6 protein-coding genes are annotated in these 24015 nt (G+C 42.8%); all 6 read left to right on the top strand.

The annotated features are described in order from the left end of the window. Nucleotides 1–42 precede the first annotated feature (42 nt). Nucleotides 43–1602 carry a succinylglutamate desuccinylase/aspartoacylase family protein gene (locus A596_RS10375; RefSeq protein ID WP_084128192.1) on the top strand — a complete coding sequence of 520 codons (1560 nt, stop codon included), beginning with the start codon at nucleotides 43–45 and terminating at the stop codon, nucleotides 1600–1602. A 222-nt stretch (nucleotides 1603–1824) separates the two neighbouring features. Further along, a complete protein-coding gene (locus tag A596_RS10370) occupies nucleotides 1825–2772 on the top strand; it encodes a golvesin C-terminal-like domain-containing protein (protein ID WP_152600138.1) in 948 nt (315 codons plus the stop codon). An 83-nt stretch (nucleotides 2773–2855) separates the two neighbouring features. Then, nucleotides 2856–3758, top strand: coding sequence for a golvesin C-terminal-like domain-containing protein (locus A596_RS10365; protein ID WP_039914196.1), 903 nt, complete (start codon nucleotides 2856–2858; stop codon nucleotides 3756–3758). Between the two features lie 166 nt (nucleotides 3759–3924). Then, the gene (locus A596_RS10360; RefSeq protein WP_039914194.1) at nucleotides 3925–19695 is read left to right on the top strand and encodes an Ig-like domain-containing protein; all 15771 of its coding nucleotides are present in this window, start codon (nucleotides 3925–3927) and stop codon (nucleotides 19693–19695) included. A 14-nt stretch (nucleotides 19696–19709) separates the two neighbouring features. Beyond that, nucleotides 19710–23456, top strand: coding sequence for a cytidine deaminase-like fold-containing protein (locus A596_RS10355; RefSeq protein ID WP_039914192.1), 3747 nt, complete (start codon nucleotides 19710–19712; stop codon nucleotides 23454–23456). Nucleotides 23457–23483: 27 nt separating this feature from the next. After that, a complete protein-coding gene (locus tag A596_RS10350) occupies nucleotides 23484–23948 on the top strand; it encodes a DUF6911 family protein (RefSeq protein WP_039914190.1) in 465 nt (154 codons plus the stop codon). Nucleotides 23949–24015: the final 67 nt, after the last annotated feature.

Below are 24015 nucleotides of genomic sequence, written 5' to 3'. Positions count from 1 at the left end.
TGCTGTGCAGTGATATTTCTATACTAATGAGACGCTGAACTTATGCAGCAATTTTGTTTATCAACCGCAATTAAATTTCTTGTTACATCGTTTTTTCTCAGTTCTATTTTTAGCAGTGGATTTGTATTGGCTCAAGGTGTCAGCACATCCAGTGAACCTTCTCTCGTTGATGATGTTGTTGGTAATTTAATAACTCCTGCGTCGAGCGCAACGCATGTTGGTGTGGTTGCTGCTGTGCAAGAACCTTTATCTGTGCATGCGGAGTCTTCTGTTGCCGCAGCTGCATCATCCACAGCAACGTCTGTAAACGAGCCAGTCCTGGTACAATCATCATCTGCTGCTGAATCTTCCGTTGCCAGTTCTGTTGCTGGAATTTCCAGTAGTGTTGCGTCGTCCAGCGAACAGTCAGTATCAAGTGTTGCCATTGCAAGCCCACCTATTGCTGAACCTGCCAACACTATTTCTGTTTCGCCCGAGGCCGCTCCTGTAGCTATCGGTTCTATTGCGCTTTCCAAATTTATTCTGGATACAGAAGTGAAACCGAATTCGTCAGTGCGTTTGACCTGGAGTTCGGATGCAGCAGTAGGTGCATTCAGTGAAGCTACGCCAGTGTTGGTAGTCAATGGAGCGAATCCCGGTAAAACGTTATGTTTGACGGCGGCAGTGCATGGCGATGAACTGAATGGAATTGAAATGATTCGTCGCGTTATATTTGATATTGATCCGGCGAAATTAAACGGCACTATTATTGGTGTGCCGGTTGCCAATATTATGGGCTTCCGCCGCAACTCCCGTTACTTGCCGGATCGTCGCGACTGGAATCGTTATTTTCCGGGTAATACCTACGGTAGTTCCGCATCGCGTCTGGCGCATTCATTTTTTTCCAAAGTAATTATGCATTGCGATTCGCTGGTGGATTTACACACGGGTTCATTTCATCGCACCAATTTGCCGCAATTGCGTGCAGATTTGAGTGATGAAAATGTTGCGCGCCTTGCGCAAAGTTTTGGTGTGATTGCGGTATTAAATAGTCGTGGTAATCCAAGCTCATTACGCACTGCTGCGGTGCGCGCGGGCATTCCATCCGTAACCCTTGAAGCGGGCGAGCCAATGGCAATGCAGCGCGATGTGGTGGAGCAGGGCGTTACTGCACTCAATACATTACTCGCAAAAACTGGAATGTACGGTAAACAAAAACGCTGGAATCGCATTGCTCCCGTTTATTATCGTTCAACCTGGGTGCGTGCAAATCAAAGCGGAATTTTATTTAGCACGGCGACCTTGGGGCAGCGCGTTAAAGAAGGCGATACGCTCGGCACGGTAACTGATCCAATTACCAATGCGCGCACAACAATCAAATCACCTTACACAGGGCGAGTGATTGGTATGGCATTGGATCAGGTTGTCCTCCCCGGTTTTGCCGCATACCACATTGGTATCCAGACTCCGGAGGCAATCCTGATTGAAGAAAGCCAAATGAACCAAGCTGCACCGGAAGAGGATGAAGAGGACGGCGATGATTCCGGTACTGATTCCACTGATGAAATAGAAGAACCTGAAACTGGAGTTAGTAAAGCGCAAGATCGAATGGCGGATGAGTAACTCATCCGCCTGTTATGCGCATTTTCTTTTTGATATTCGTTTTAGTCAGATTTTTAAGCAATCCATAATAATAATTTCATAAATTGTCGTATTGATTTGTTAAATAATGGATGTTTATAATCGCGCCACAGATAATATCTGGCTAGGGCGAGCCATTAAAATTTCCCTCGTAATACCTTTCCACCTTCAATTTTCTTTTCTTTAGTTATTTCCACTCAGGAAGTGCTAGTTATTTTTTATATGGACTATTGTATGAAAATTCGTTCTATTTTGGCGTTGCTGGTTTTAGCAATCCTCCCTTCTGTAAAAGCTCAAGAGCAGTTTTATTCTACGGTTGATGTTACGGCGAATATTCTTGAGATCGCATATGACCGTAAATTGGTATCGACTTTAAATGGTTCCATTATTGTTGCTGGTGTCAGGGGCGGAAATCCCTCGGGTTATGGTGGTTGGACTTCGCAATATGGATATACCTACGGTGAACATTACGATATTTTGTGGGCAAAAATGAATAAAACGGTAAATTGCGGAGGTCAGGAAATAAGTGATTTCGTCGTGTTACCAATATTGTTATCTCCAATGCCCTCAAACTATACGTCTTCTTTTCCAAATATCCCATGGATTGCAACGGCTGATCCTGATGATAGTTATTTTCGTACTAAAGAACTATTTTCGAATGCGTATCTGAATAATCTACAAGTGAAGTTTACTCGCATCATGTGTGGCAACCCTCAATTGCATCCAATAAAAAATCAATTGGTTCCCGTTGCCTATATTCAGGGCCAAAAATATTTCAAAATCATTCCAAAAAAAACCGATAATTCAACGAATAATTCTGCATGGGTAAATGGCGTTCAAGTAACACCCACCAATTCCCAACCAACAAATGCCGTTGTTACCAACTGGAATTTCACGGTTCCAGCTGCTGGTAACTACGATGTTTATGTTCACTGGGTTTCCAATAAAAACCAGGTAGCTAATATTGCTTATGCGGTAGATGGTCAAGCATTGAAATCCGCAGCACTTGATCAAAATATTAATGCTGGTATTTGGACCAAATTAATAAAAAATACCCAATATTCAGTCGGTGAGCACAGTATAAAAATATCTGTCGACGCTAATGCTAATTACGTTGTTGATGGCGTAAGGGCTGAAAAATCCGCGCAGTAATTCAATTGTAGAATCTATTTAAATCATTATCTTTATGGGCTTCCTGTAAGGGAGGTTTTTGGCTTGCATATATGGAATATTGTATGAAAATTCGTGTGTTTGCTTTATTTGGTTTTCTATTTACATCGTCATTCGTTAATGCTCAAGAGCAGTTTTATTCCACAGTTGATGTTACGGCGAATATTCTTGATGTCGCTTATGACGTGAAGTTGATAAATGATTTTTATTATGGAAGAACTAATGTGGTAGCTGGGGTAAGAGGCTCTGCAGTTGAATCAAATAGCTGGCCTCAGGCACATTTTTCGGATGTTTTATGGGTAAAGTTGAATAAAACAGTAAATTGTAGTGGTCAGGACATAGAAAATTTTGTGGTGCTACCAATGAAGATTCAACCCATAACACCCGCTTATGCTGCAAATAGCCCAAGCACACCTTGGGTAGCAGTCCAAACTCAAGAAGATTATTATGCCGGTATAAAAAATTTATTTTTCACTGCATTTACTAATAATTTACAAATAAAGTTTACGCGAATAATTTGTGGTCAGCCCCAATTGCATCCAGTAAAAAATCAATTGGTTCCTGTTGCTTATATTCAGGGGCAGCGTTATTTTTCAGTCATGCCTCCCCTGGTAAATAATTCACCTAATAATTCCGCATGGATTAATGGTGTTCAAGTTACTCCCACCAATGCCCAACCAACAAATGCCGTAGTAACCAATTGGAACTTCACAATTCCAACGGCTGGTAACTACGATGTTTATGTACATTGGGTATCCAATAAAAACCAGGTTGCCAATATTTCCTATGCAGTTAATGGGCAACCTCTCAAATCGGCTGCACTCGATCAAAATATCAATGCCGGCATTTGGGCCAAACTTATTAAAAACACCCAATATTCAGCGGGCGAGCAAAGTATAAAAATCTCTGTAGATGCTAATGCCAATTATATTGTGGATGGTGTAAGGGCAGAAAAATCTGCGCAGTGATTTACATCGGCGGGCTTCTTTGGTTCGCCGTTTTATTGCATATATTTCCGGGTTTAAGTTCTTCATGGCTTCAATTATTGAAGCTTGAGGGGCATCTTATTTTTTGTTTGATCTCCAACTAATTCGTGATCTAAGTTCACTGTAATAATTTTTAAATGGATCTGTTATGAAACTCCAGCATGATGCAGCCAAACCACACAATAATCTTTCGCTTAAGATGAAACTTGAAAAGGTTATTGTTGCGGCAGCGATTTTTGTCTCCTGTCAAATAGCCTGGGCGCAAACGTCGCCGCAAGTGAGCCTCTATTTTGAGCCGCAGCAGGTGCTTGAGGGTGAAACATCACATTTGCGCCTTGTGGCTGCTCATGCAGATTCCTGCCAAACCAGTGAAGGGGATTCATTGGAGCTGGATGAATCCGGAACTTCAAATATTAAATACGAGGATATATCGGAAAAGATAACCTCGAAGGTTATTTGTAAAAACGCGTATGGCAGTACGGAAAAAGTTGCTTATCTGCGACTGAATGGTAGCTCAGGGATAGATGAACTAATTGCAGCAGCGGCTTCATCCGGTTCTGCGCAAGAGTCAGAAGGAGAAAATGAGGTCGTTGTTACGGGTGTCGATTCCAATGGCTTTTGGATTTCTTCATTCTTTGATTCTTTTTTATCGTTTTTCAAAAATTTATTTACCAATGAATCTGAATTAATGTCGTCAGTTGAGCCGTCAGCGTTTGCAGGTGCAACTTCCGCTTCTTATGATCTGACTGTGGATCGTTTAGGTGCTGCAGTTTACAGCTTGCCAATATCGGCTCCGAATGGAACTGGTGGTGTTAAACCGAATATTTCCGCCATTTACAACAGCCAATCACCGAATGGTTTATTAGGTAAAGGTGGCTCATTAGGTGGATTGAGCGTAATCAAACGCTGCCCGCAAACATTGGTTCGTGATAATGCGAATAAAGCAATTACCTGGACAGCGGAAGATCGTTTCTGTATTGATGCACAACGCCTGATATTAATTACAGGCACACAAGGTGAAGCAGAAAGCCAGTATAAAACTGAAATTGATAACGGCGTTGTTTACACCGCGAAAGGTGGTACTTCAGGTAATCCGGATTATTTCGAAGCCCGCGCACAAGACAATGCAACATTAATATTTGGCGGTTCTGCTACAGCAAAAGAGCTGGGCGGCTCGACTATGACCTGGGCTTTAACCCAGTATAAAGATGCGGCTAACAATGCGATTGAATATGTATATGAAGGCACTGCTGCCGATGGCTTGCGTATCAAGCAAATTAATTATGCATTCCCTGAAGCGAATACCACGGTTAATCCAGGCGCATACATCGAATTTATTTATAAAGATCGTGATGATTCGATTTCCAAATATGTTGCAGGCTACGAGTTCCGCAACAATAAATTATTAACACAAATTAATTCCTATTCTTTGCCAGGAATATTGCATCGCAGTTATCAATTGGATTATGCCACTAGCAGTGGTTTGGCTGGTTATGTAAGCCGTTGGCAGGGAGTGGATGAGTGTACGACACATAGTCAATGTTTTTCAACGAACCAGTTTGTATGGGGTAATACCCGCACCGATTTTGACGGAAAGACAGAAATAAAAAATATTGGTATTTCTCTAATATCAAGCGTTGCAAAGCATGGACATCAAACCTATAGCATAGATAGCAATTATTATTCTGCACTTGAAGCAGTGGATCTTAATGGAAATGGATTAAATGATTTGGTTTGGACTGAAATAGCCAATAGTGATAATGCAAGGTACATCTTTGCCGCATTTGATACGGGTGTGCTGCCGTTTGACGCAGATAGACTTGCCCGTAGATATGCATTGTCTTCAGAGTCGTCGATCCGGAACCAACCTCGCGTAGAAGTTGGTGATACGAATGCAGATGGTGGAGCTGATTTATGGCTTCCTCAATATTATTCTGATGGTAGAACAAACTGGTCAGGACAAATGTTTGGACGCCCATACAAGGAGGAGTGGAGTGCATCGGTGGCACAGGGATTAGGTTATGCTCAGTTCGTTAAAACAGCTGATTTTAACGGTGATGGCTATGATGATTTAATTAGCTTTTTACAGCAGGATTTTTATGGGAGCAGCCTTTCTGTTAATTTTAGTAGCTTTTCAAAAAATACAACATTGCCTATTACATCGAATAAATATTTTTCAAAAATAAGCTCAACTCCTTTAAGTTTCAATGACGTTAAAAATCGTCCCTCTGATGAGGCATTTCAATTTCCTACTTCTAGTGGACAGCCTGCTGAAATTGATATGGCAACAGGTGATTTCGATGGAGATGGGCGTATTGATATTGTCGCCAATACTGCTTGGGAAAATGCAACATTAAATAAACAAACTCTAAAGCTCAACTGGTACTCAATAGACGGTACCTCCTTAATATTTAAAGGGAATGTATACGAAGAGACTAAAAATTATTTGTCTCGCTATTACACCGATAGATATCTTATGAGCGACGCATTGAATTTGTATGATCTGCAGGCTCCCGATATTAATGGTGATGGTTTGTCGGACGTTGCTTTTAGAATAAATGCGACAACATGGAAGTATGCTATTAATACAGGCAAAGGATTTAAACCACTCACTAATATTTTTTCATCTGATTCAGAGTCGGTCTATGCTAGAAACTATCGAAGTACAGCTTTTTTTGATGTTAATGTTGACGGCTCGAAAGACTTTGTCTGGTATAAATATAATGCTACAACTAAAAATTATGAAATTTATGTAAAGTATTGGAGCGAAAAAGAATCAGGGTTTTTACCGGATTCTTTGCTTAGATTATCTGTTAATCAACCATTTTTGTTTGCTGATATGAATGGCGATAAATGGTTGGATATTATTGAGCATGATCAGGCTGCAAGAAGTTCCTCTCAGGAGTATTTGAAAATATATGGATATTCAAATGATCCATCTTCCCAAAATAAAAATTCCACGGGAGTGTTAACCCAAGACTCTATCGTAGAAATCAAAACTGGTCTTCGTGCTATTACAACAATTGAATATCAAACATTATTAAGGCCTGCCAAACAATCAAAGTTTTCTTGTACAAGCAGAAGTACTTATACGCCCTTTGATTGTCAGGATCATTGGGGCGCGTCGCAATATAAACCATTAAAAGTCGATGTTGCGCTCAATCCAAATACATTGGATGCTGTCAGTGTTGATAATGACAATTTTTATACTAAAAATAATGAACCATTTAATGGGCTAAATAACTTACATGCTGGTCAAGCCAGAGTTTTTCAACACGTTGCCCCTTTACCGATTGTAACGAGAATCAAGAAGCTGCAAGATTCAAATGTTGTGAGTGATAAAAAATATTACTCTTGGATTATGCGAAATCAAGCAGGCGGAAGGGGGCTGTTAGGATTTGAAAAAACGCTAATCGATGATCAACTTAGTGGCAACCGCGTTGAGACCTCATGGCGTCAAGACTGGCCATACACAGGTATTGTTACTTCGCAAACAACCTATACAAAATTTGGAAAACTACTTGCTGAACAATCCAATCAATTAAATCTTGCCGTAACTAACACACCAACTGGAAAAGTGTTTAGTCCCCGCATTGAACAGGTAACTGCTAAAACTTACGAGCTGAAAGCCGGCGGTGCTGAGCAAGGAAATTTAATTGGCAACGTTACTGCTTCTGCGCAAAATAGTTCTGTCAAGGCAATCGATAATGTAACCGCGAATACTTCATCAGCATCTGCAAATACCGATATTGGTGAGCCATCCGAATACAAATTAGATATAGATCGCATGGGCGCATCTGTATATCGCTTGCCTATATCTGCTCCAAATGGAATCGGTGGTGTTAAGCCAAACATTTCTGCAATTTACAACAGCCAATCACCGAATGGTTTATTAGGTAAAGGTGGTTCATTAGGTGGATTGAGCGTAATCAAACGCTGCCCACAAACATTGGTTCGTGATAACGCGAATAAAGTAATCACCTGGACTGCGGAAGATCGTTTCTGTATTGATACGCAACGCCTGATATTAATTGCAGGCACACAAGGCGAAGCTGAAAGCCAATATAAAACTGAAATTGATAACGGCGTTGTTTATACCGCTAAAGGTGGTACTTCAGGTAATCCGGATTATTTCGAAGCTCGCGCACAAGACAATGCAACATTAATATTCGGCGGTTCTGCTACTGCAAAAGAGCAGGGCGGCGCGACTATGACCTGGGCATTAACCCAGTATAAAGATGCAGCTAATAATGCGATTGAATACGTGTATGAAGACACTGCTGCTGACGGATTGCGCATCAAGCAAATTAATTACGCATTCCCGGAGAAAAATACAACAACAAATCCTGGTGCTTATATTGAATTTATTTACAAAGATCGCGAAGATCCAATCGCAAAATTTGTAGCAGGTTATGAATTCCGGACCAATAAATTATTAACGCAAATTAATTCCTATACGTTACCGGGATTATTGTATCGCAGTTATCAATTAGACTATGCAGCCAGCAGTGGATTAGCGGGTTATGTCAATCGATTGCAAAGTATTGATGAATGCGCAGCCTTAAATCAATGTTTCTCGGCGAGCCAATTTACCTGGGGCAATACGCAAGTCAACGCGAGTGGCGTTACCGAGTTGAAGGATATCAACATCGGTTGGTTGCAAGATGTGACCCAAAACGGTTATGGCTTAAGCAGTATTGTTCGCGCAGATTTTGTTGACTTGAACGGTAATGGTATTGCCGATCTTGTTCTGGAAGAGCAAAACTCTTCCAAGGCCATGACTTTTACAGCGTTTGATCCCGCTGTTCCTGCAATTGATTCAGATAACAGAACCAGTTATAGAACAGATGAGCGAGACCCTACTCAGGTTACGCAAACAAAACCGTTCAGTTTTGCTGATATTAATGCCGACGGTGTTTCTGATTTGTTAACAGGGGGATATGTAACGTCTGAATATTTGAGAAGTTATGGCAGCACTCAGGCGAGAAGTAAATACCAATGGTATCTGGATCAAAACTACGTGCCCTTGTATTCAGGATACCGCTATAACTTTTATGGTGACTTTGATGGTGATGGTTTAATTTACCAACTCTTGATTGGCCGTGAAATAAAGCGTTATTCGCAAACTCGTGATTTTTGGGTCAATAAATTAAAGAAAAATACCACTGCATCTGCAGAAGCCGCTAAAGAAATGGCGAGGTACTTTAATTGGACGGAGAATGTTAAAGCAACGTTTAGTGATATCACCGCTGCTACTGTTACGGAACGAGTTGAACTGCCAACTGAATACGGCCAGCCAGGCAATATTGACATGGCGGTAGCTGATTTTAACGGCGATGGAAAATCAGATTTAGTAACTTACACGTCGTGGCATACCAATTCAGCGAACCAAACTGACTATAAATTAAATTGGTATAGCTGGAATGGCACACAGTTTAATTTGCAAGGGAATATTTATACCAAAACGCAGCCAGGTAGCTATTATGAAAATGGCAACATGTATGACGCTACCTACCTTAAAGATTTAACTACACCTGATATTAATGGTGATGGTCTTGCTGATGTCAGCTATAGATTCATCAATAACTCGCCGACATCCTACGCCTTAAGTAAAGGCAATGCATTTACTACACCAGTGGTAATGAATAATCCCCTCATTACAAGGGCCTACAAAGTTTGGTATCACGATATTAACCAGGATGGTTCTGCCGATTTTATTTTTGCCACGTCAGATGTAGTCTCAGGTGTTACCCAGTACACCTACTACGTAAGTTATTGGAACGCAATGCAATCCAAATATCTTGATCCTGTGGTGTTGCGCACTACAACAAATACACCGATTGTGATGGCAGATGCTAATGGTGACGCCTGGGTTGATTTTGTCGAGTATGATCCAACAGCAAAAAATGCTGGCAAGCCCTATATCAGAATTTATGGCTTCACGAATGCATTATCTACAACCAATAATAATCATGGTGTATTCACCCGTGATGTAATTGTAGGAATTAAAACTGGTATTCGTAAATTTGAATCCATTGAATACCAGACCCTTGCTCGCCCTGCGACAGTTAAAACCAAAACCTGTATAAATCCTGCGATGGCTTGTCAGGATTTCTACGGTTCTCATCACTATGAATACAATCGCATTAAAGGTGTATTTGCAACTGACTCCTTAACGGCGACAGAAGTCGATGAAAAATCTTACTATCGCAAAGCTAATGATCCGTTTGCAGGATTATCCAATCCCTACGCTGAAACCGCGCGGGTAACACAAGTCATTAATACAATGCCGATTGCAATTCGTACCAAAACAATAGTGAAGCAAGCAGCTGGTGATGTGTTGGTATCGGACAAAAAATATTTCTATAACAGTTTGCGTACCCAGGCAGGTGGGCGTGGTTTATTAGGATTTGAGAAAACAACGGTAGAAGATTTACTGACAGGCAAACGCACCGAAACCAGCTGGCGTCAGGATTGGCCGTATACCGGTATTATTGGCAAGCTGGAAGAAAAAAATTTGCAAGGCGCAACACTGCGTGAAGCGGATAATCAACTTACACTTAAAGCATATACCGAATCCAGTGGCTTGAAAATTTTCAGTCCGGCGGTGAATGGACAATTGGTAAAACGATATGCCGCACCACTTGTTGCAGGTCAAACCGGACGCTTGCTCAGCACCGAGTTGATTGGTCTTGCTACCAGTTCATCGTCATCCAGTGCTAAATCTTCATCGAGTGTTAAATCTGTTTCTTCATCAAGTAGTGCGATTGCCCGACCTGTTTCATTGGAGCTGACTGCGCCTGGTGAAGGTGCGGTCCTTAATTATGAATCGGGTGCAAGCATTCCTCTTTCTGCCGTTGTTAAAGCGGCTGATGGTTCCATTTGGAAAGACACTGATGGTTTGCCACCGAAAGTCGTTTTTTACGATTACTGGACCGATAGTGTTAGGGATGAAACCCGCTTGTATCAAAAGCTCGCAATGAGTGTTGCAGACGGCGTACCTGTCTATTGGACACCTGACTCGCAAGGTATGTATGCTATTCGTGCGATGGCTTATTTAAATGATGGAACGATTCTCTATTCGAAATTAGCTGGAGTATGGATCAATCGCCCTGTCGGTACTCCCGCTGCGCGCTTGATAGCAACCAGTTATGGTTATTCATATCCAGCAGACTGGACATTTAATTTCGCGGTAGATGCCAGTGATGAAGATGGAATTGAAAACGTCAGTTTTTACGCGAATGATAATTTTATTGGTAATGGTACCTCGATTAATGGTTCCACTGCGCCGCGCTTTGATTGGAAACCAACCGTGTTGGGCGCTTATCAAATTTATGCGTTGGTGAAAGATAAAACCGGTAAGGTTTCAAAAACAAAAACCATGCTGGCCAATTACGGTATTCCATCCGTTGAAAATAAAATCCCACTGCCGGTTCGTGATCGTTACCCCTACATGACCGAAGCATTACCTTATCCTGCGTATTTCTATACGTTAGGCTCCGATGTTTATTTGTCTTCCCAATTGAAAGGCGAAACCAATACTCAATGGAAGGAAGCTGATAACAGTATCCCTGTTGCAAAATTCTATGCGTCGGATATTTATGTCGCAGAGAGTGCTGCCAGTGGTTATGCAACAACCTGGCGCCCAACGCTGGCGGCTGCCTATGAAATGACAGCCATTTCAAAATTGAAAAATAATGAGTTGGTTGTTTCTCCTCCATCGACGTTGTTAGTTGCACAAGCAACTGCGCCACGTGCATTGCTCACTGCGCCAGCTTATTCCGGTATCAGTTATTACCAGGGGCAATTAATACCCGTATCAGTCACTGCAAATGCGATGACCGGTTCATCTATTAACAAAGTGGTGTTTTATGCAAATGATGAAGAGATCGGCACAGATACTACAGCGCCATACTCACTGTCCTGGATGCCTCCTGCAACCGGCCTTTATCGATTAAAAGCCCATGTAGTTGATAGTAAAGGCGTGGTTGGTGTTTCTGCGCAGCGCGATGTTCGTTATTTGAATCAAGGTACGTCTAATAGCCTGGCGACTATTAATGAACCGTTAGTTGCTGTACTGAATGCTGCGAATGATCAATATTTTGATGGGTTATCTTCTGCTTATCGATTGCGTGTGACAGCGAAAAATTTGCCTGAAAATCCACTCATTGAGATTTTTGCGAAACCCAATAACGCTACTTCATGGTCTTATTCTCCCTGGGTAAGTGTTGAGCCGGGCGCAGAGGAAACACTTGCTGCTCCTGCAGGTGTAAGTGTTCAATCAGATGCTTCTGGTGTTGTGATATTTGCAATCAATGGACAATCTATTGGTGGCTATGATTACCGCGCTCGAATTTGTGATCGCGTGACATTTAATTGCAGTGTATTTTCCGATTTGACATCAGTAAATCTGGTTGCAGTTTCGTCGAGCAGTTCATCGGCAAACAGCCAGGCCTCCGGCAATAATCAATCTGCTAGTGGTGACACAAGTGCTGCGCAGAATAGTTCTGCAGCAAGTTCGCAAGCATTGAAACTGGCGTTAATGTCTCCGCAGACATCGTTCACTGAAAAATATGGATTGGGTGCAGAAGTTGTATTGGGTGCTTACCTTGTTGGTCCCGGTTATTCCGGTGGCCTTGATGTGAATGGTAAAGCTGCTGCTGTTGATTTTTATGCAAATGGTGTTCTTTTATCGGGCTTACCACCATATCCGAGCAGTAACTTTTTGAAAGGCTGGACTCCAACTGCTGCCGGTAAATATGCGATCCATGCAGTGCATCGTATGCAAAATGGCACCACATTGATTAGCCCAACTGGCTATATGGAATTTACGCAGACCGGTGCGCCTGTGATTTCTATCAGCTCACCTGTAACAAACCAACAGTTAGTAAAAGATCAGGCAGCTACGATTAGCGCTTCCGTTTCTGATCCGGAAAATAATGTGGGGCACGTTACCTTTTATGTAAATAATGTTCAGGTTGGTGAGCGTGATTTCACTGCACCATACAGTGTGGACTGGACGCCAACTAGCAGTGGTAGTTACACAATTTATGCTGTAGCGCTCGACAATACGTTGTTGAAAACTACTTCTGTTGCAGTGAACGTGAATGTACAAGGCAACAGTTCCATGGCGAGTAGTTCGATATCGAATAGCTCGCGAGCATCCAGCAGTGCTATTTCTACGGTTGTTGGTAATTTATCGGCGTATCCAATCAATGGTGCGATTATTGAAAATTTCGCGAACGCACCATGCTTCCAGTGGCCGGGTGCTACAGGAATTAATTCCTATCAAATTACGCTGGCAACATCCTCAAATCTTGGCGGGCAAAAATGGACCAAAACTATTGGACAGCGTTCGGTTTGTTGGGGTAATGGACTTGGTTGGAACAGTGCCAGTGATGTACCAGAGCTACTCTCTGAAGGCAGCACTTATTATTGGCAGGTCACCGGCAGTGCAGGTGGAAATACTTACACATCGGCAATTCAGTCGTTTGTTGTAGGCGCTTCCGGATTGCCTGCTATTCCACAAATTACCAGTGCTCCGATTCAGGCAATCGGTAGTTTTACGCTGGATTGGTCACCGGTGGGCGCGGTAAAAACTGATTATTTTAATTTAAGGGAAAAATCGAATGGACAGGTAAATGTTTATAGCAATTTATCAACTCGTTCATACATTCTGACCCCGCTTAATGCGATGGTTTATGAGTACAGTCTGCAAGCCTGTAATGCGAAAGGTTGTAGTGATTTTTCTGCACCAGTGCGGGTGATGGCGAATCCGTTTGCATCGCTTGCTTCGCCTGCCTTGGTTTCACCTGTTGATAATTCAATTATCAATGTTAGTGGCGCCAGCCCTTGCTTCCAATGGAGCACAGTAACCGGCGCAACTTCTTACAATGTCACTATCAATACTGATGGTCATTTCCCTGTATCCCGTTGGCAAAAAATATCAACGACAGGCACATCAATTTGTTGGGATGGCGGTTCAGGATGGAGCGCTGGTGGTGTGCAGAAGCCTGCTGACCTGATAATGAAAGAAGGTGCTGCTTATTACTGGCGTGTGGTGGCTGTCAAAGGCAGTAATGAAGCTTATGGATTCTCGCAAACGCGCAGCTTCCGTATGACTTCAGGTATTGCAGAGGCGCCTGTGGCTCCTGCTGCAATTGCTGTGGAGCCATCCGCATCATCATTCAGCGTTAGCTGGCGATCAGTTAGTGGGGTTTCGTATTACGAATTGCAGCGTGCGTCTTCAGGCGATCCATTAGGATTCTATGCCGCAGAGTGGTCAGCTGGCGAAAAATTATCTGCAACAAGCACGCTGGTTTCAGGCCTGGTGGATTTCAATCTTTATCGTTGGAGAGTAAGAGCGTGTAATTCAGCGAACCTTTGCTCTGCATGGAAAGTATCGGAATCAAAAGTTTATCAACCGATAACATCGCTTACCCCGGTAGTGCCTGTTCTGCCCGAGCGCGCAGCGGTATTGGGTGGAAATCCTTGCTTCGAATGGACCCCGAATGCAGCGACAACAGGTCATATTGTGACGGTGAGTGTAGGGGATTATTTCCCCGCGCAACGCTGGTCTAAATCTGTGGCATCAGGCAACCGCGTTTGCTGGAATAACGGCGAGGGTTGGGAGTCTGCAGGGTTAACAAAATTAGCTGTTCCTAAAAACTTGCAGCCCGGTGTGCCATATCAATGGCGAGTTGTTAGCGGCGATAGTGCAGGTCGCCAGGCTCGCTCCGAAACACGTAGCTTTGTTGTCGATACAAACAACGCATTTAATGCAGATATGCTGGTTCCAGCATTAAGTGTTATTGATGCGGACCAGGATTGTTTCTATATCGTTAATATGGGCGCAGCTGCGAATGTGCCGTTCAGTTATGTCTATGAGCTTTACGAGAAAAAATCGTCAGATCTTGATTGGCAGCTGGTTGTTTCCAAAAGCAAGGCGAGAGGAAATATTCCACCGTTTATGCTCTATTCTGATGCGGATATATTCAGTGGTCGGTATTTATCGGGTGGTGCATACGATTATCGAGCGCGAATTTGTGAGGGTGATAATTGTGGCGCTTTCTCATCAGTATTATCGGTTAACACAAGCCAGTCTTGTAAAAATGTCGCTATGCCTGTTGTTAATTTTGAACCATTAATTAGCACTGCGGTGGTAGGTCAGGACAACTTGTTAAGTGTGAGTGCAACCACAACCCAGGGAACGATTAGCCACGTGAATTTTTATGCGGGCGGGCAATTAATTGGTACAGATACTGCCGCCCCATTTTCTGTGAATTGGAAGCCAACGATTGAAGGTACTACGCACATTGAAGCAATTGCTGAAACCAGTACAGGTGGTACAGGCAGTACACATTTCAAATCGGTGAATGTGATCGCTCAACCTGCAATCAGTGACACAGGTAATTTTGATTTCGCCGTCAAGCAAAATGTGTATAACCTTAAATTTGATTTAAGCTGGAAACCTGTTGCTGGCCATACTCGATATGAATTGTGGCAACGCAGTTCGGGAAGGCTGGATGATTTGTATGAATCAGGCTGGAAATCCTATGCAATTTCCGCTGCTGAATATGGTGCCGGTGTGATTTCTATTCCTGTGAATAGTATCCCTGATGCGCTGTACGTCCAGTGGAAATTGGTGGTATGCGATGCAGCAATTAATTGCAAGTCTCAACTCTCCAAAGTGAAGACACTGCAATACAATCCGGTTGCCACTATCACTGAATCATTAACTCCTGCGAATAACGCTACTGTTGATTTTGATAAAGCAGAAAACAATCTTTGCTTTGATTGGAGTAAAGATCCGAATGCAGTGCTTTACACCGTTGCTGTTAGTGATGTACCGGAATTCCCTGAGCGTCGCTGGCAACAAAGTGTAAGTAAAGACAATGCGAAACTTTGTTGGGGTAACGTAAATGATTGGACACGTGCGGGTGTTTATCGCAATGAGTTGCCTGAGGATCTAAAAATTGGCGGGACCTATTTTTGGCGTGTTGTTATCAATTATGCCGATGGTAGCCAGGGGTTTTCCAATACCAATCAATTTACCTTATCCAGTAATGTTCCTCATCTGGATGTGACAACGAATCTGGTGGCGCAGAATTTTGAACTTAAATGGAACAAGGTGAATGCGCGCTTCTATCAATTGCAGGTCCGTGTTGGTAACAACATGGCTGAAGTGGAGGCTGCTACTGCGCAACAGATTCCGCTAATAGATTCGACGGCAACAACGGTCATCGAACCTATGGCCAATTACAAAAATTATCTCATGATGCAATGGCAGGTCCGCGCTTGTCAGTCGGCAACCAATTGTGGTGCATGGCAATCGTCAAGAATTAAAACCAATCAATACGGTGCAACATTGTCTGGTATTAATTTGACTGCTCCTGCTAATGGTTCTCCGATTGATATTGCTATTAATCAATCCATTCCTTGTTTTAAATGGAGCGCAGATGCCAACGCAACTGACTACGTCGTTACTGTCAGTGACACACCTGAGTTCACCGAGCGTCGTTGGGCAAAAACAGCAAATGCAACTGAAGTTTGCTGGGACAGTGGCAATGGTTGGTCAGCAGCGGGTATTTATAAAGATGAATTACATCAATCTCTGTATCGCGGATTTAAATATTACTGGCGAGTAGTGTCCCGCTATTCAAATGGCGGTTTAGGCTTTTCGCAAACCTACAGCTTTGATGTTACAGATTCCTCAGAGCCGGTTATTGCATTGTTAGCGCCAAAGCCGTTGGATGGTAATCGTGTATTTATTGATACCCAGGTTCCGGTGATGGCTAACGTGTTTGATACTTATATGCGTAATTGGCGCAACGTTGATGGCCGCCAGCCTCTGGTTGATTATTACCTCAATAATGCGCTGTTGCCGGGAGGGTACAGGGTTTCTGCCGGTATACCGGTGCAATGGCATCCTATTAATGAAGGCACTTACAAAATAAAAGCAGTCGCTTATTTGGATGATGCGAAAACACTCAAAACATTAGAAGCGGAAATTCATGTTGTTAAACCGCAGGCACCAACAATTGTGATGCAAGCATCTGGCAGCGCCAATGCGGGCATCGCTGTTGATTTAAATGCGGTGGTGACTGACCCGGATCAACAAATTGAGCAAATTACTTTTTATGCAAATGGTGAGCCGGTAGGTAAAGTCAGTAATGCACCGCCTTACAAAACCAGCTGGACTCCTGTTGTTGCGGGTAATTACGCACTTGTTGCAAAAATGGTGGATAAACGTGGTAAAGAAACTGTCTCCGCCGTGAAAAATGCAACCGTCCATCCAACGCTATTCTCGATTGATGGATTGAATCTGGCATCCGATTTTGGCAACCATGGCAGTTATGGGTGGAGCGTGATGTCATTGAAACACTCTGATATGTTGACTGTGAATGCATCCAATAACAGTCGCATTAGCTATAACAAATTCAGCAAGTTGTTGCTTAACCGTCCGTTGAAAATTATTAATCGCAGTGATGTCTATGCCAATGGAATAGTGCCGCAATTAATCGTGGTGGATGCGGATCAAGTGGAGCTCAACGCCGGTATTGAAATTATTGGTGAGCCAGCAGATTTATTGATTATCAATTCATCGACGTCGAATAACATTCGCTGTAAAAATTGTGGCTTTATCAATGTCCAACGTGCAGTGCTAGCCGTTGCGACGCCAGCGGCTGCGTTATCTGCGGCGATGACCCAGGTTGGTCAATTGCAAACACGTGTTGCAGGCACAGTTGATATTAATAACCTGCAAGCGTCAGGTGTGGTAAGCCTGGAAGTTATTGCTGATAGAGTTGTGACAAAAGGTCAAATCAATACCCAGCAATATGCCCGCCAATCAACGGAAGTGAATTCGCAAAGTATTGTTGAACCGGTGCTGGATTTTGTTGTTACACCAGATATTAATTCAGTGGTAGTCGGATCGGGTGGTGTGAGTTTGTTGCAAGGTAACTTCAGTGTTAACTATGAAACCATGGCACTGGAAAATACTGTCGCCGGTACTGGTGTGATGGATTTGCAAGCGGCAATTTATTCGGGCGCAATTAAAGTGTTTGCTGCAGATGCCATTCAATTAGGTGGCAACTTATCAACACGTTCATCGCATCGTGCAGCGCAAATTTATCGTGGTCAATTGCGCGCCCAGGAAGAGCAAATCCAATTAAAAACCATTGCGCAAGCTACTACAGCACCGGGCCTGCGCATTTCTGGAAATGTATTGTCCGACGCAAAAGTCAGTGTGATTGGCCATAGTGCGGACATTAGACCTACCGGTAGCATCCAGGCGCATTCTGTGAAAATGGAATTGATTGGCCAATTGATGAATAGGGGCTTTATCCGTGGTTATGTTCGTGCGACTACAGAAAACGCGGCTAACGGTGAAGCAATGTTGGAGCTGGGTGCGGGTTCGGTAGATAACCGCGGTGAAATTCGCGGTGTATTTAACAATCTGGTCATGGTTGGTGGAGCAACCTCCATTGAAGGGAAAATTAATATTGCCAGTGAAGGTGATGTGTATAACCGCTTTGGTGGTTCCATTACTGCGAAAACAATCAATATCATTGCAAAGGGTAAAATTCGCAATGGTTCACTCTATGCGTTTGATGACACTGCATCGGGCGGTAAAGAATCTACTACGGTAATCAATATTGCCCCGCATGACACCTCACGCCTGAGTACGCATGATCAATTGAACTTCTCCTTAAATGAAGCTCCATTAAAGAACACAACAGCACGTATAGCGGGCGATGAAGTCACCTTGCAGGCAGCGCGATCAGTAGAAAATATTAACCCTTATACCGAGCCCTATAGTTCTGCTGCAGTAGAGATTTCCTCAGCATCGGAAGAAGCAGAAAGACATGCTAACGATGTGGAAATAGAAGCTGTGAATAAATTGCAGATTTTTAGTAATACTTATGTGCTTAACTCTTCAGCAAAATTGGGTGTGTCGCAACCCGGTGCAACTCACTTATTAGCAATCAAAGCGCCGCAGGTTCGCAACGAGCGTTATTACACTAACCTTATTGTTGAAACTTTTAGTGATTTCACCGAAGTGAAGGCGCAATCCAATGGTAGGGACGCCACAGTTCAAGATTGGGCTAAAGGTATTCAATCACGTTACGGTTTCTATTCACCACCGGGTTACATTTATTCCTTTGCCAGAGTGGAATTGGATTTTGGCGATACTGGTAACGGATTGTTGAACAATATTTCTTATGTGGATTTCTACAGCGATTTGAAAGTATTTGGTTTGGGCAAGATCACTACACGTGGTATCAGCCTAGAAAAAATGTCTTATGAATCGGGGAATGCTATCCAGGTATCAATTCCTGAATGCCAGAACGCCTTTTACCAAGGCCATCAAAACTATCAAAGTTATCAATGGTACTACCAATGCGCCCCGCGCACGACTTATAAATCAACCCCCGAAGGCAAGTTGATTAAGCAATCTCCGGATAACACGCTGTTTGCAGTGAATGGTGAAGCCAGTGCGCCTGCAAATGCCTTTAATGCGCGCAATGATCAAAGTTTGATGGTATTACGGAAAAAGGTAATTGCGGAATATATCGAAGCCCGGAATATTATCGCTGCACAGCTGCATGCAAATGATATTCGCCAGGGTGATATGGATCCTGCCTGTATACAGTCAGTAAATTTTGAAGAGAAAGACAATATATTGATTGGTACGCGCAGGCAGTTCAGTGATCTTTCGCATATTCGTTGTTATCACAGTCGTGCATTCGGTAGTCAAAATGTTTCCGGTTATGCCTCCGCTGCGCCGTACACCTGGTCAACATCATTCGGCAACAAAAATATTACCGAATTGATCAATGAAAATATTCCGGTGATGGGGACTGCACTGAACACACAAATTGAAAATTACCGCGCTTGGCGGAATGCAGCACAATAAAAGGGATGCTAATCATGAAAAATACCCAGCGCAAAACAGTTAAAAGCTACTTGACCATCCGGCAACGTATCACTGCGGCATTTACCGCAGTGATAATGCTTGCACAAATTTGTATTCCCACCATTGCCTTGGGGACAACTGCATGGGGAAACAATTTTGAAAGCCGTCTCGCTAACGAATTAAGTTCACCGATGGTTGAGCTGATTGATGATTTAACTTCACCCGAGGCGTATAAAGGTGCTTATTTCATTCATAAGAGCACACTCAACCAAACCACACTGGATTCTTTCTACCAAAATTATCCTAAAGGAAAGCCCGCACAAAAACCGAAGTTTGTGGGTGATAGCTTTGTGCAGTCGCGGATTATTCGCGCGCAATATCGTTCATTGATGGGGCGATATTTTTTTAGTGGTGTATTGCGTTCAGAAGAAATTGAAGCTATTGAAACTTCTCGTCTTTATGAAAACGCAAAAACTTACGCAGCCGCAAATAACCTGACCCTCGGCAATCCACTCGGTAATGCTGCACCTCTGCAAGACATGATCTGGCCTGAATTAAAACAGATCAATGGAAAATCCTATTTGGTACCGGTTGTACACCTCAGCCAAAACACACTGAATAATAAAGTTGTAGGCCATTTAATCGAGTTTGATTCAAACGCCGTTTTTGCGGGAATTCAATTGGATTTTGCAACATTGATTGCAGGCTATAACTCCACAATTACTGGCCTTGGCGGCATTATTAATAATGGCGGTGATATTAAATCGCCAGGTAATTTAACGCTTGCCACTAATGGCACTTTGGCCAATATGGGTGGAAATATCACTGCTGCACAAAATCTGACAATTTATTCCAACGATTTTTATAACAAGACATTAGTTGTTCCCTACAAAGATAAAAATGGTGAAGGCACGCGCTTGGGCGCGGTGGCCGGAATTAATGCGCAGGATGGTAATTTATTAATTAAAGCCGCTAACAATATTACCTTCGCCGGTTCCACGGCAGGTGCTGGCGGAACCTTAACGCTGAATGCTGCTGGCGATATAAATATTCTTCCTGTTGTAACAGGTGGTAGTAGTCAATCGCAGGAAGGCCATTGGAAAGTTAATAAAAACACCACTGATTTATTGATGTCCCGTTTAGCGGCGGATGACACGCTGAGTTTGATTGCGAGTGGTGTAATTAATATTACTGCGTCGGAATTGATTAGCACCAAGGGCGGAATTGAATTGCTGGCCCAAAATGGAATTCATATTATTGATGAGCTTGAGCAAACTCAAATTCAAAAAGTTGATCGCAAAGGCAAAACTACAGGGACTTCATCTGAATTTAGAACTGAAGCTGTACGCGCTATTTTAAAAGCAGGCAAAGGCGTACTGTTGGATTCAGCACATGGTGATGTTGTACTCAAAGCTACTGAAATTACTAGTGCTGATGGAACTCAGGTCAATGCAAGAGATGGCAAGGTTCATCTATTAATGACTAAAGAATTGGAAGAGTTTCATCTGCAAACTGTGAAGAAAAGTACTTGGACAATTAAGACTCGCACAGAAGATGTAATTCATGAAAACAACATTCAGAATGCAATTTTAGGTGGCTTAAAAGTACAAGCCACCTATGGAATTAATGTGGAATACACTGGAAAGGAAGGTGCAACACTCAAAGAACAGATTGAGGAATTTCGTAAAGTACCAGAAATGAAATGGATGGCTGATCTTTATGATCAGGCGCTTGCTGACGCTGGCCCAGGTCTTAATTGGGAGGTTATGGAGGAAGTACATAAAGAAATTAGGAAAACAAAGAGAAATCTTAGTCCTGCGGCAATGGCAATTATTGCAATTTGTGTTGCTGTTGCTATGGGGCCAGTCGGAGCAAGTTTGGTCGGATCATCTGGTGGTGGGGTAGCAGCGGCTATTTCAAGCTCAATAGGTGGGACGCTTGGAGCCGCTGTATCTGCTGGAGCTGTGGCACTTACTACACAAGCTGTCCAAAGCTTGGCAGCTGGAAATAATTTACGAGAAACGCTTAATGCGATGGATAGCGATGAAAGTTTGAGATCATTAGCTATTTCTATGGTGACTGCTGGTGCTATGCAGCATACGGATTTCAAAATATTTGATGCAGTCAAGGGAGATTCTTTAGGTGTGTCATTGGCTCGACAGGCAGGGCACGTTGTTGTTGACGCAACAGTGAGTGCTGGAATATCTGTAGCTATTAATGGTGGGAACTTTGACGCCTTCAAAAATACCTTCAAGCAATCTTTGATCGCCAATTCAATTAATACCATTGGCGAACACATGGCAAAAACTATTGGTAAAGCATTTGATCACGGTATTGATTCTACGGCATTGGATACAGCATTAAAGTATATCTCTCATGCCGCATCGGGATGCATTATTGGTGCGGCAACAGCTCAAACCAGTAATTCTTCATCACAGGCTAATTCAAGCTGTCTTGCTGGAGCTGGTGGAGCGGTTATTGGTGAGTATATCGGTTCAAAATACCGAAACTCGAATGAGGTGCTAGCAGCAAAAGAGGCTATTGATAGTTTTATTGCTGAAAATGGCGAAACTGTAGCGAAATTGCGTGCAGCTGGTTATACCAACGAGAAAATTTTGGAAATTTTTTCTAGTCGGAGCAATGTACCTTATTTAATGAACCAGCTTGATCAGCTACAGAGAAAAGGTGTTGATTTGGCAAAATTGGGTGCCGCATTTTCTGCTTTTGCTGTGGGTGCAAATGAATCGCAAATTAATATTGCTGCATCAATGGGAGAGACTACTGCTCAAAATAACGCCTTATCGTTGATTGGTGCAGCAACAGTATTTAATGAGGCAATTGATTCGTTGGGAAAAGGAACGCTTCGTTTCGCCGGTAGTGTTACAGGCTCTTGTTTATCAATAGCCTTTATTATTAAAGATTCCGCAATTCTTATTTATGATGTCCAACAAGCACAGGCATATCTGCAGTCGGGCGGAACAAGTGGATCAAAAGAGTCATTTGAAAAAATGGTTCAATTATTCTCCGGCGTATCTTGGGCTGCCCAAAATTTACCTGAGGCGCTAAGTGTCGTTCAGGCATATTATCAAGCTCAACTTGATGGCGCTTTGGGGGAAATGTCCGAGGGAAATAATTTTACGGCAGGTGTGGTGTTTGGAAAAAATGCGTTCGATATATATGGCATATTAAGAACCTTGCCTGAGATGGCTGCATTAGTGCAAAAAGCATTGCCTGCGAAGGCAGCGGCACCCATCATCGCTTCAGGAGCTGAAAATAATGCTACGAAGGCCCTGCTTGCTGATGACTTGCTAAGTCGCCAAGCAATTGATCCACGTGTTGGTACAACGTTAGAGGGAGCAACGGGTAAGATTGAAATAACTGCTGAGGGAACCGTAGGTGGTAAGGAGTTTTTCGATACTAATCAAACTGCTCGTCCCGTGAGCCAAGCTGATCCAAATAAGCCGACACTTGTTGCTGATTTAAATCCGGCAAATAACGTAAATAAAAACATGAAAAATGCCCATGCGGAAATCGCCGTTCTACAGCGTGCTTATGATTCAGGTGTTACTACTGGAGCTGATATGGCGATTGTTGTTCGAGGCGTGAGGGATGTATGTGGACATTGCCAGTCGGTTATTTGGACAATGGCTGATCGTGCAGGTCTTAAATCCCTTAAAGTAGTGGACACTTTTGATAATAAAACTTGGGTGTGGCGTCGTGATACTAATACAGTACAAGAGCTTGATGGTGCATTTCATTAATTTGTGAAAATAATAGGTACTATTACAATGCAAGACTCTCTAATTTCATTAAGGTTTCGTACTGCAGATTCAAAGCTTCGAATGCAAACACATCTTATTTATGAATGGAAAGATATTGATCAAGCAATTGATGCAGTTTTCACAGCAGGAGGAAGCCTTACTCTTGCGGTGAAAAATGAAATAAAAGGTAACCCCGGTGCATATACACCGCGGGAGAGTATCTCAATATTGTCGTTGCCTGGGAGGTACGCTTTAACGATATTTCCAGGGCATGATGGAAATGGCTTAAAGGAGGTTCGTTATTTGTGGCAGGCCAATAGTGAGAGGGTGCATGGAAAGGAGATGGTGGAAGATATAGAATTTGACACCAGATTTCTTTGCCATGATATAAATATTGCAAAAGAAATATGTTCTGAATTTTTTGCAGCGCGAGAAATTACAGAGAAAATAAACGCTCTTACCGTTGATGAATCGGTTCCGTTGAGTTCCTGATGGATACATTGAAGCCATTAATGAGCTATCAATTACTGGTAGAAGTTGACGGTATAGATGTAGTAAA

Source organism: Cellvibrio mixtus subsp. mixtus J3-8 (assembly GCF_000766945.1).
In the GTDB taxonomy this organism is placed as follows: domain Bacteria; phylum Pseudomonadota; class Gammaproteobacteria; order Pseudomonadales; family Cellvibrionaceae; genus Cellvibrio; species Cellvibrio mixtus_A.
The sequence above is the reverse complement of the archived record's forward strand: the minus strand, read 5'-3'. Positions and strand labels throughout refer to the sequence as shown.

What these genes read in the sequence shown, in the direction of transcription:
- A596_RS10375 (WP_084128192.1), top strand. Translation starts at nt 43, where the DNA reads ATGCAGCAATTTTGTTTATCAACCGCAATTAAATTTCTTGTTACATCG.
- A596_RS10365 (WP_039914196.1), top strand. Translation starts at nt 2,856, where the DNA reads ATGAAAATTCGTGTGTTTGCTTTATTTGGTTTTCTATTTACATCGTCA.
- A596_RS10360 (WP_039914194.1), top strand. Translation starts at nt 3,925, where the DNA reads ATGAAACTCCAGCATGATGCAGCCAAACCACACAATAATCTTTCGCTT.
- A596_RS10355 (WP_039914192.1), top strand. Translation starts at nt 19,710, where the DNA reads ATGAAAAATACCCAGCGCAAAACAGTTAAAAGCTACTTGACCATCCGG.
- A596_RS10350 (WP_039914190.1), top strand. Translation starts at nt 23,484, where the DNA reads ATGCAAGACTCTCTAATTTCATTAAGGTTTCGTACTGCAGATTCAAAG.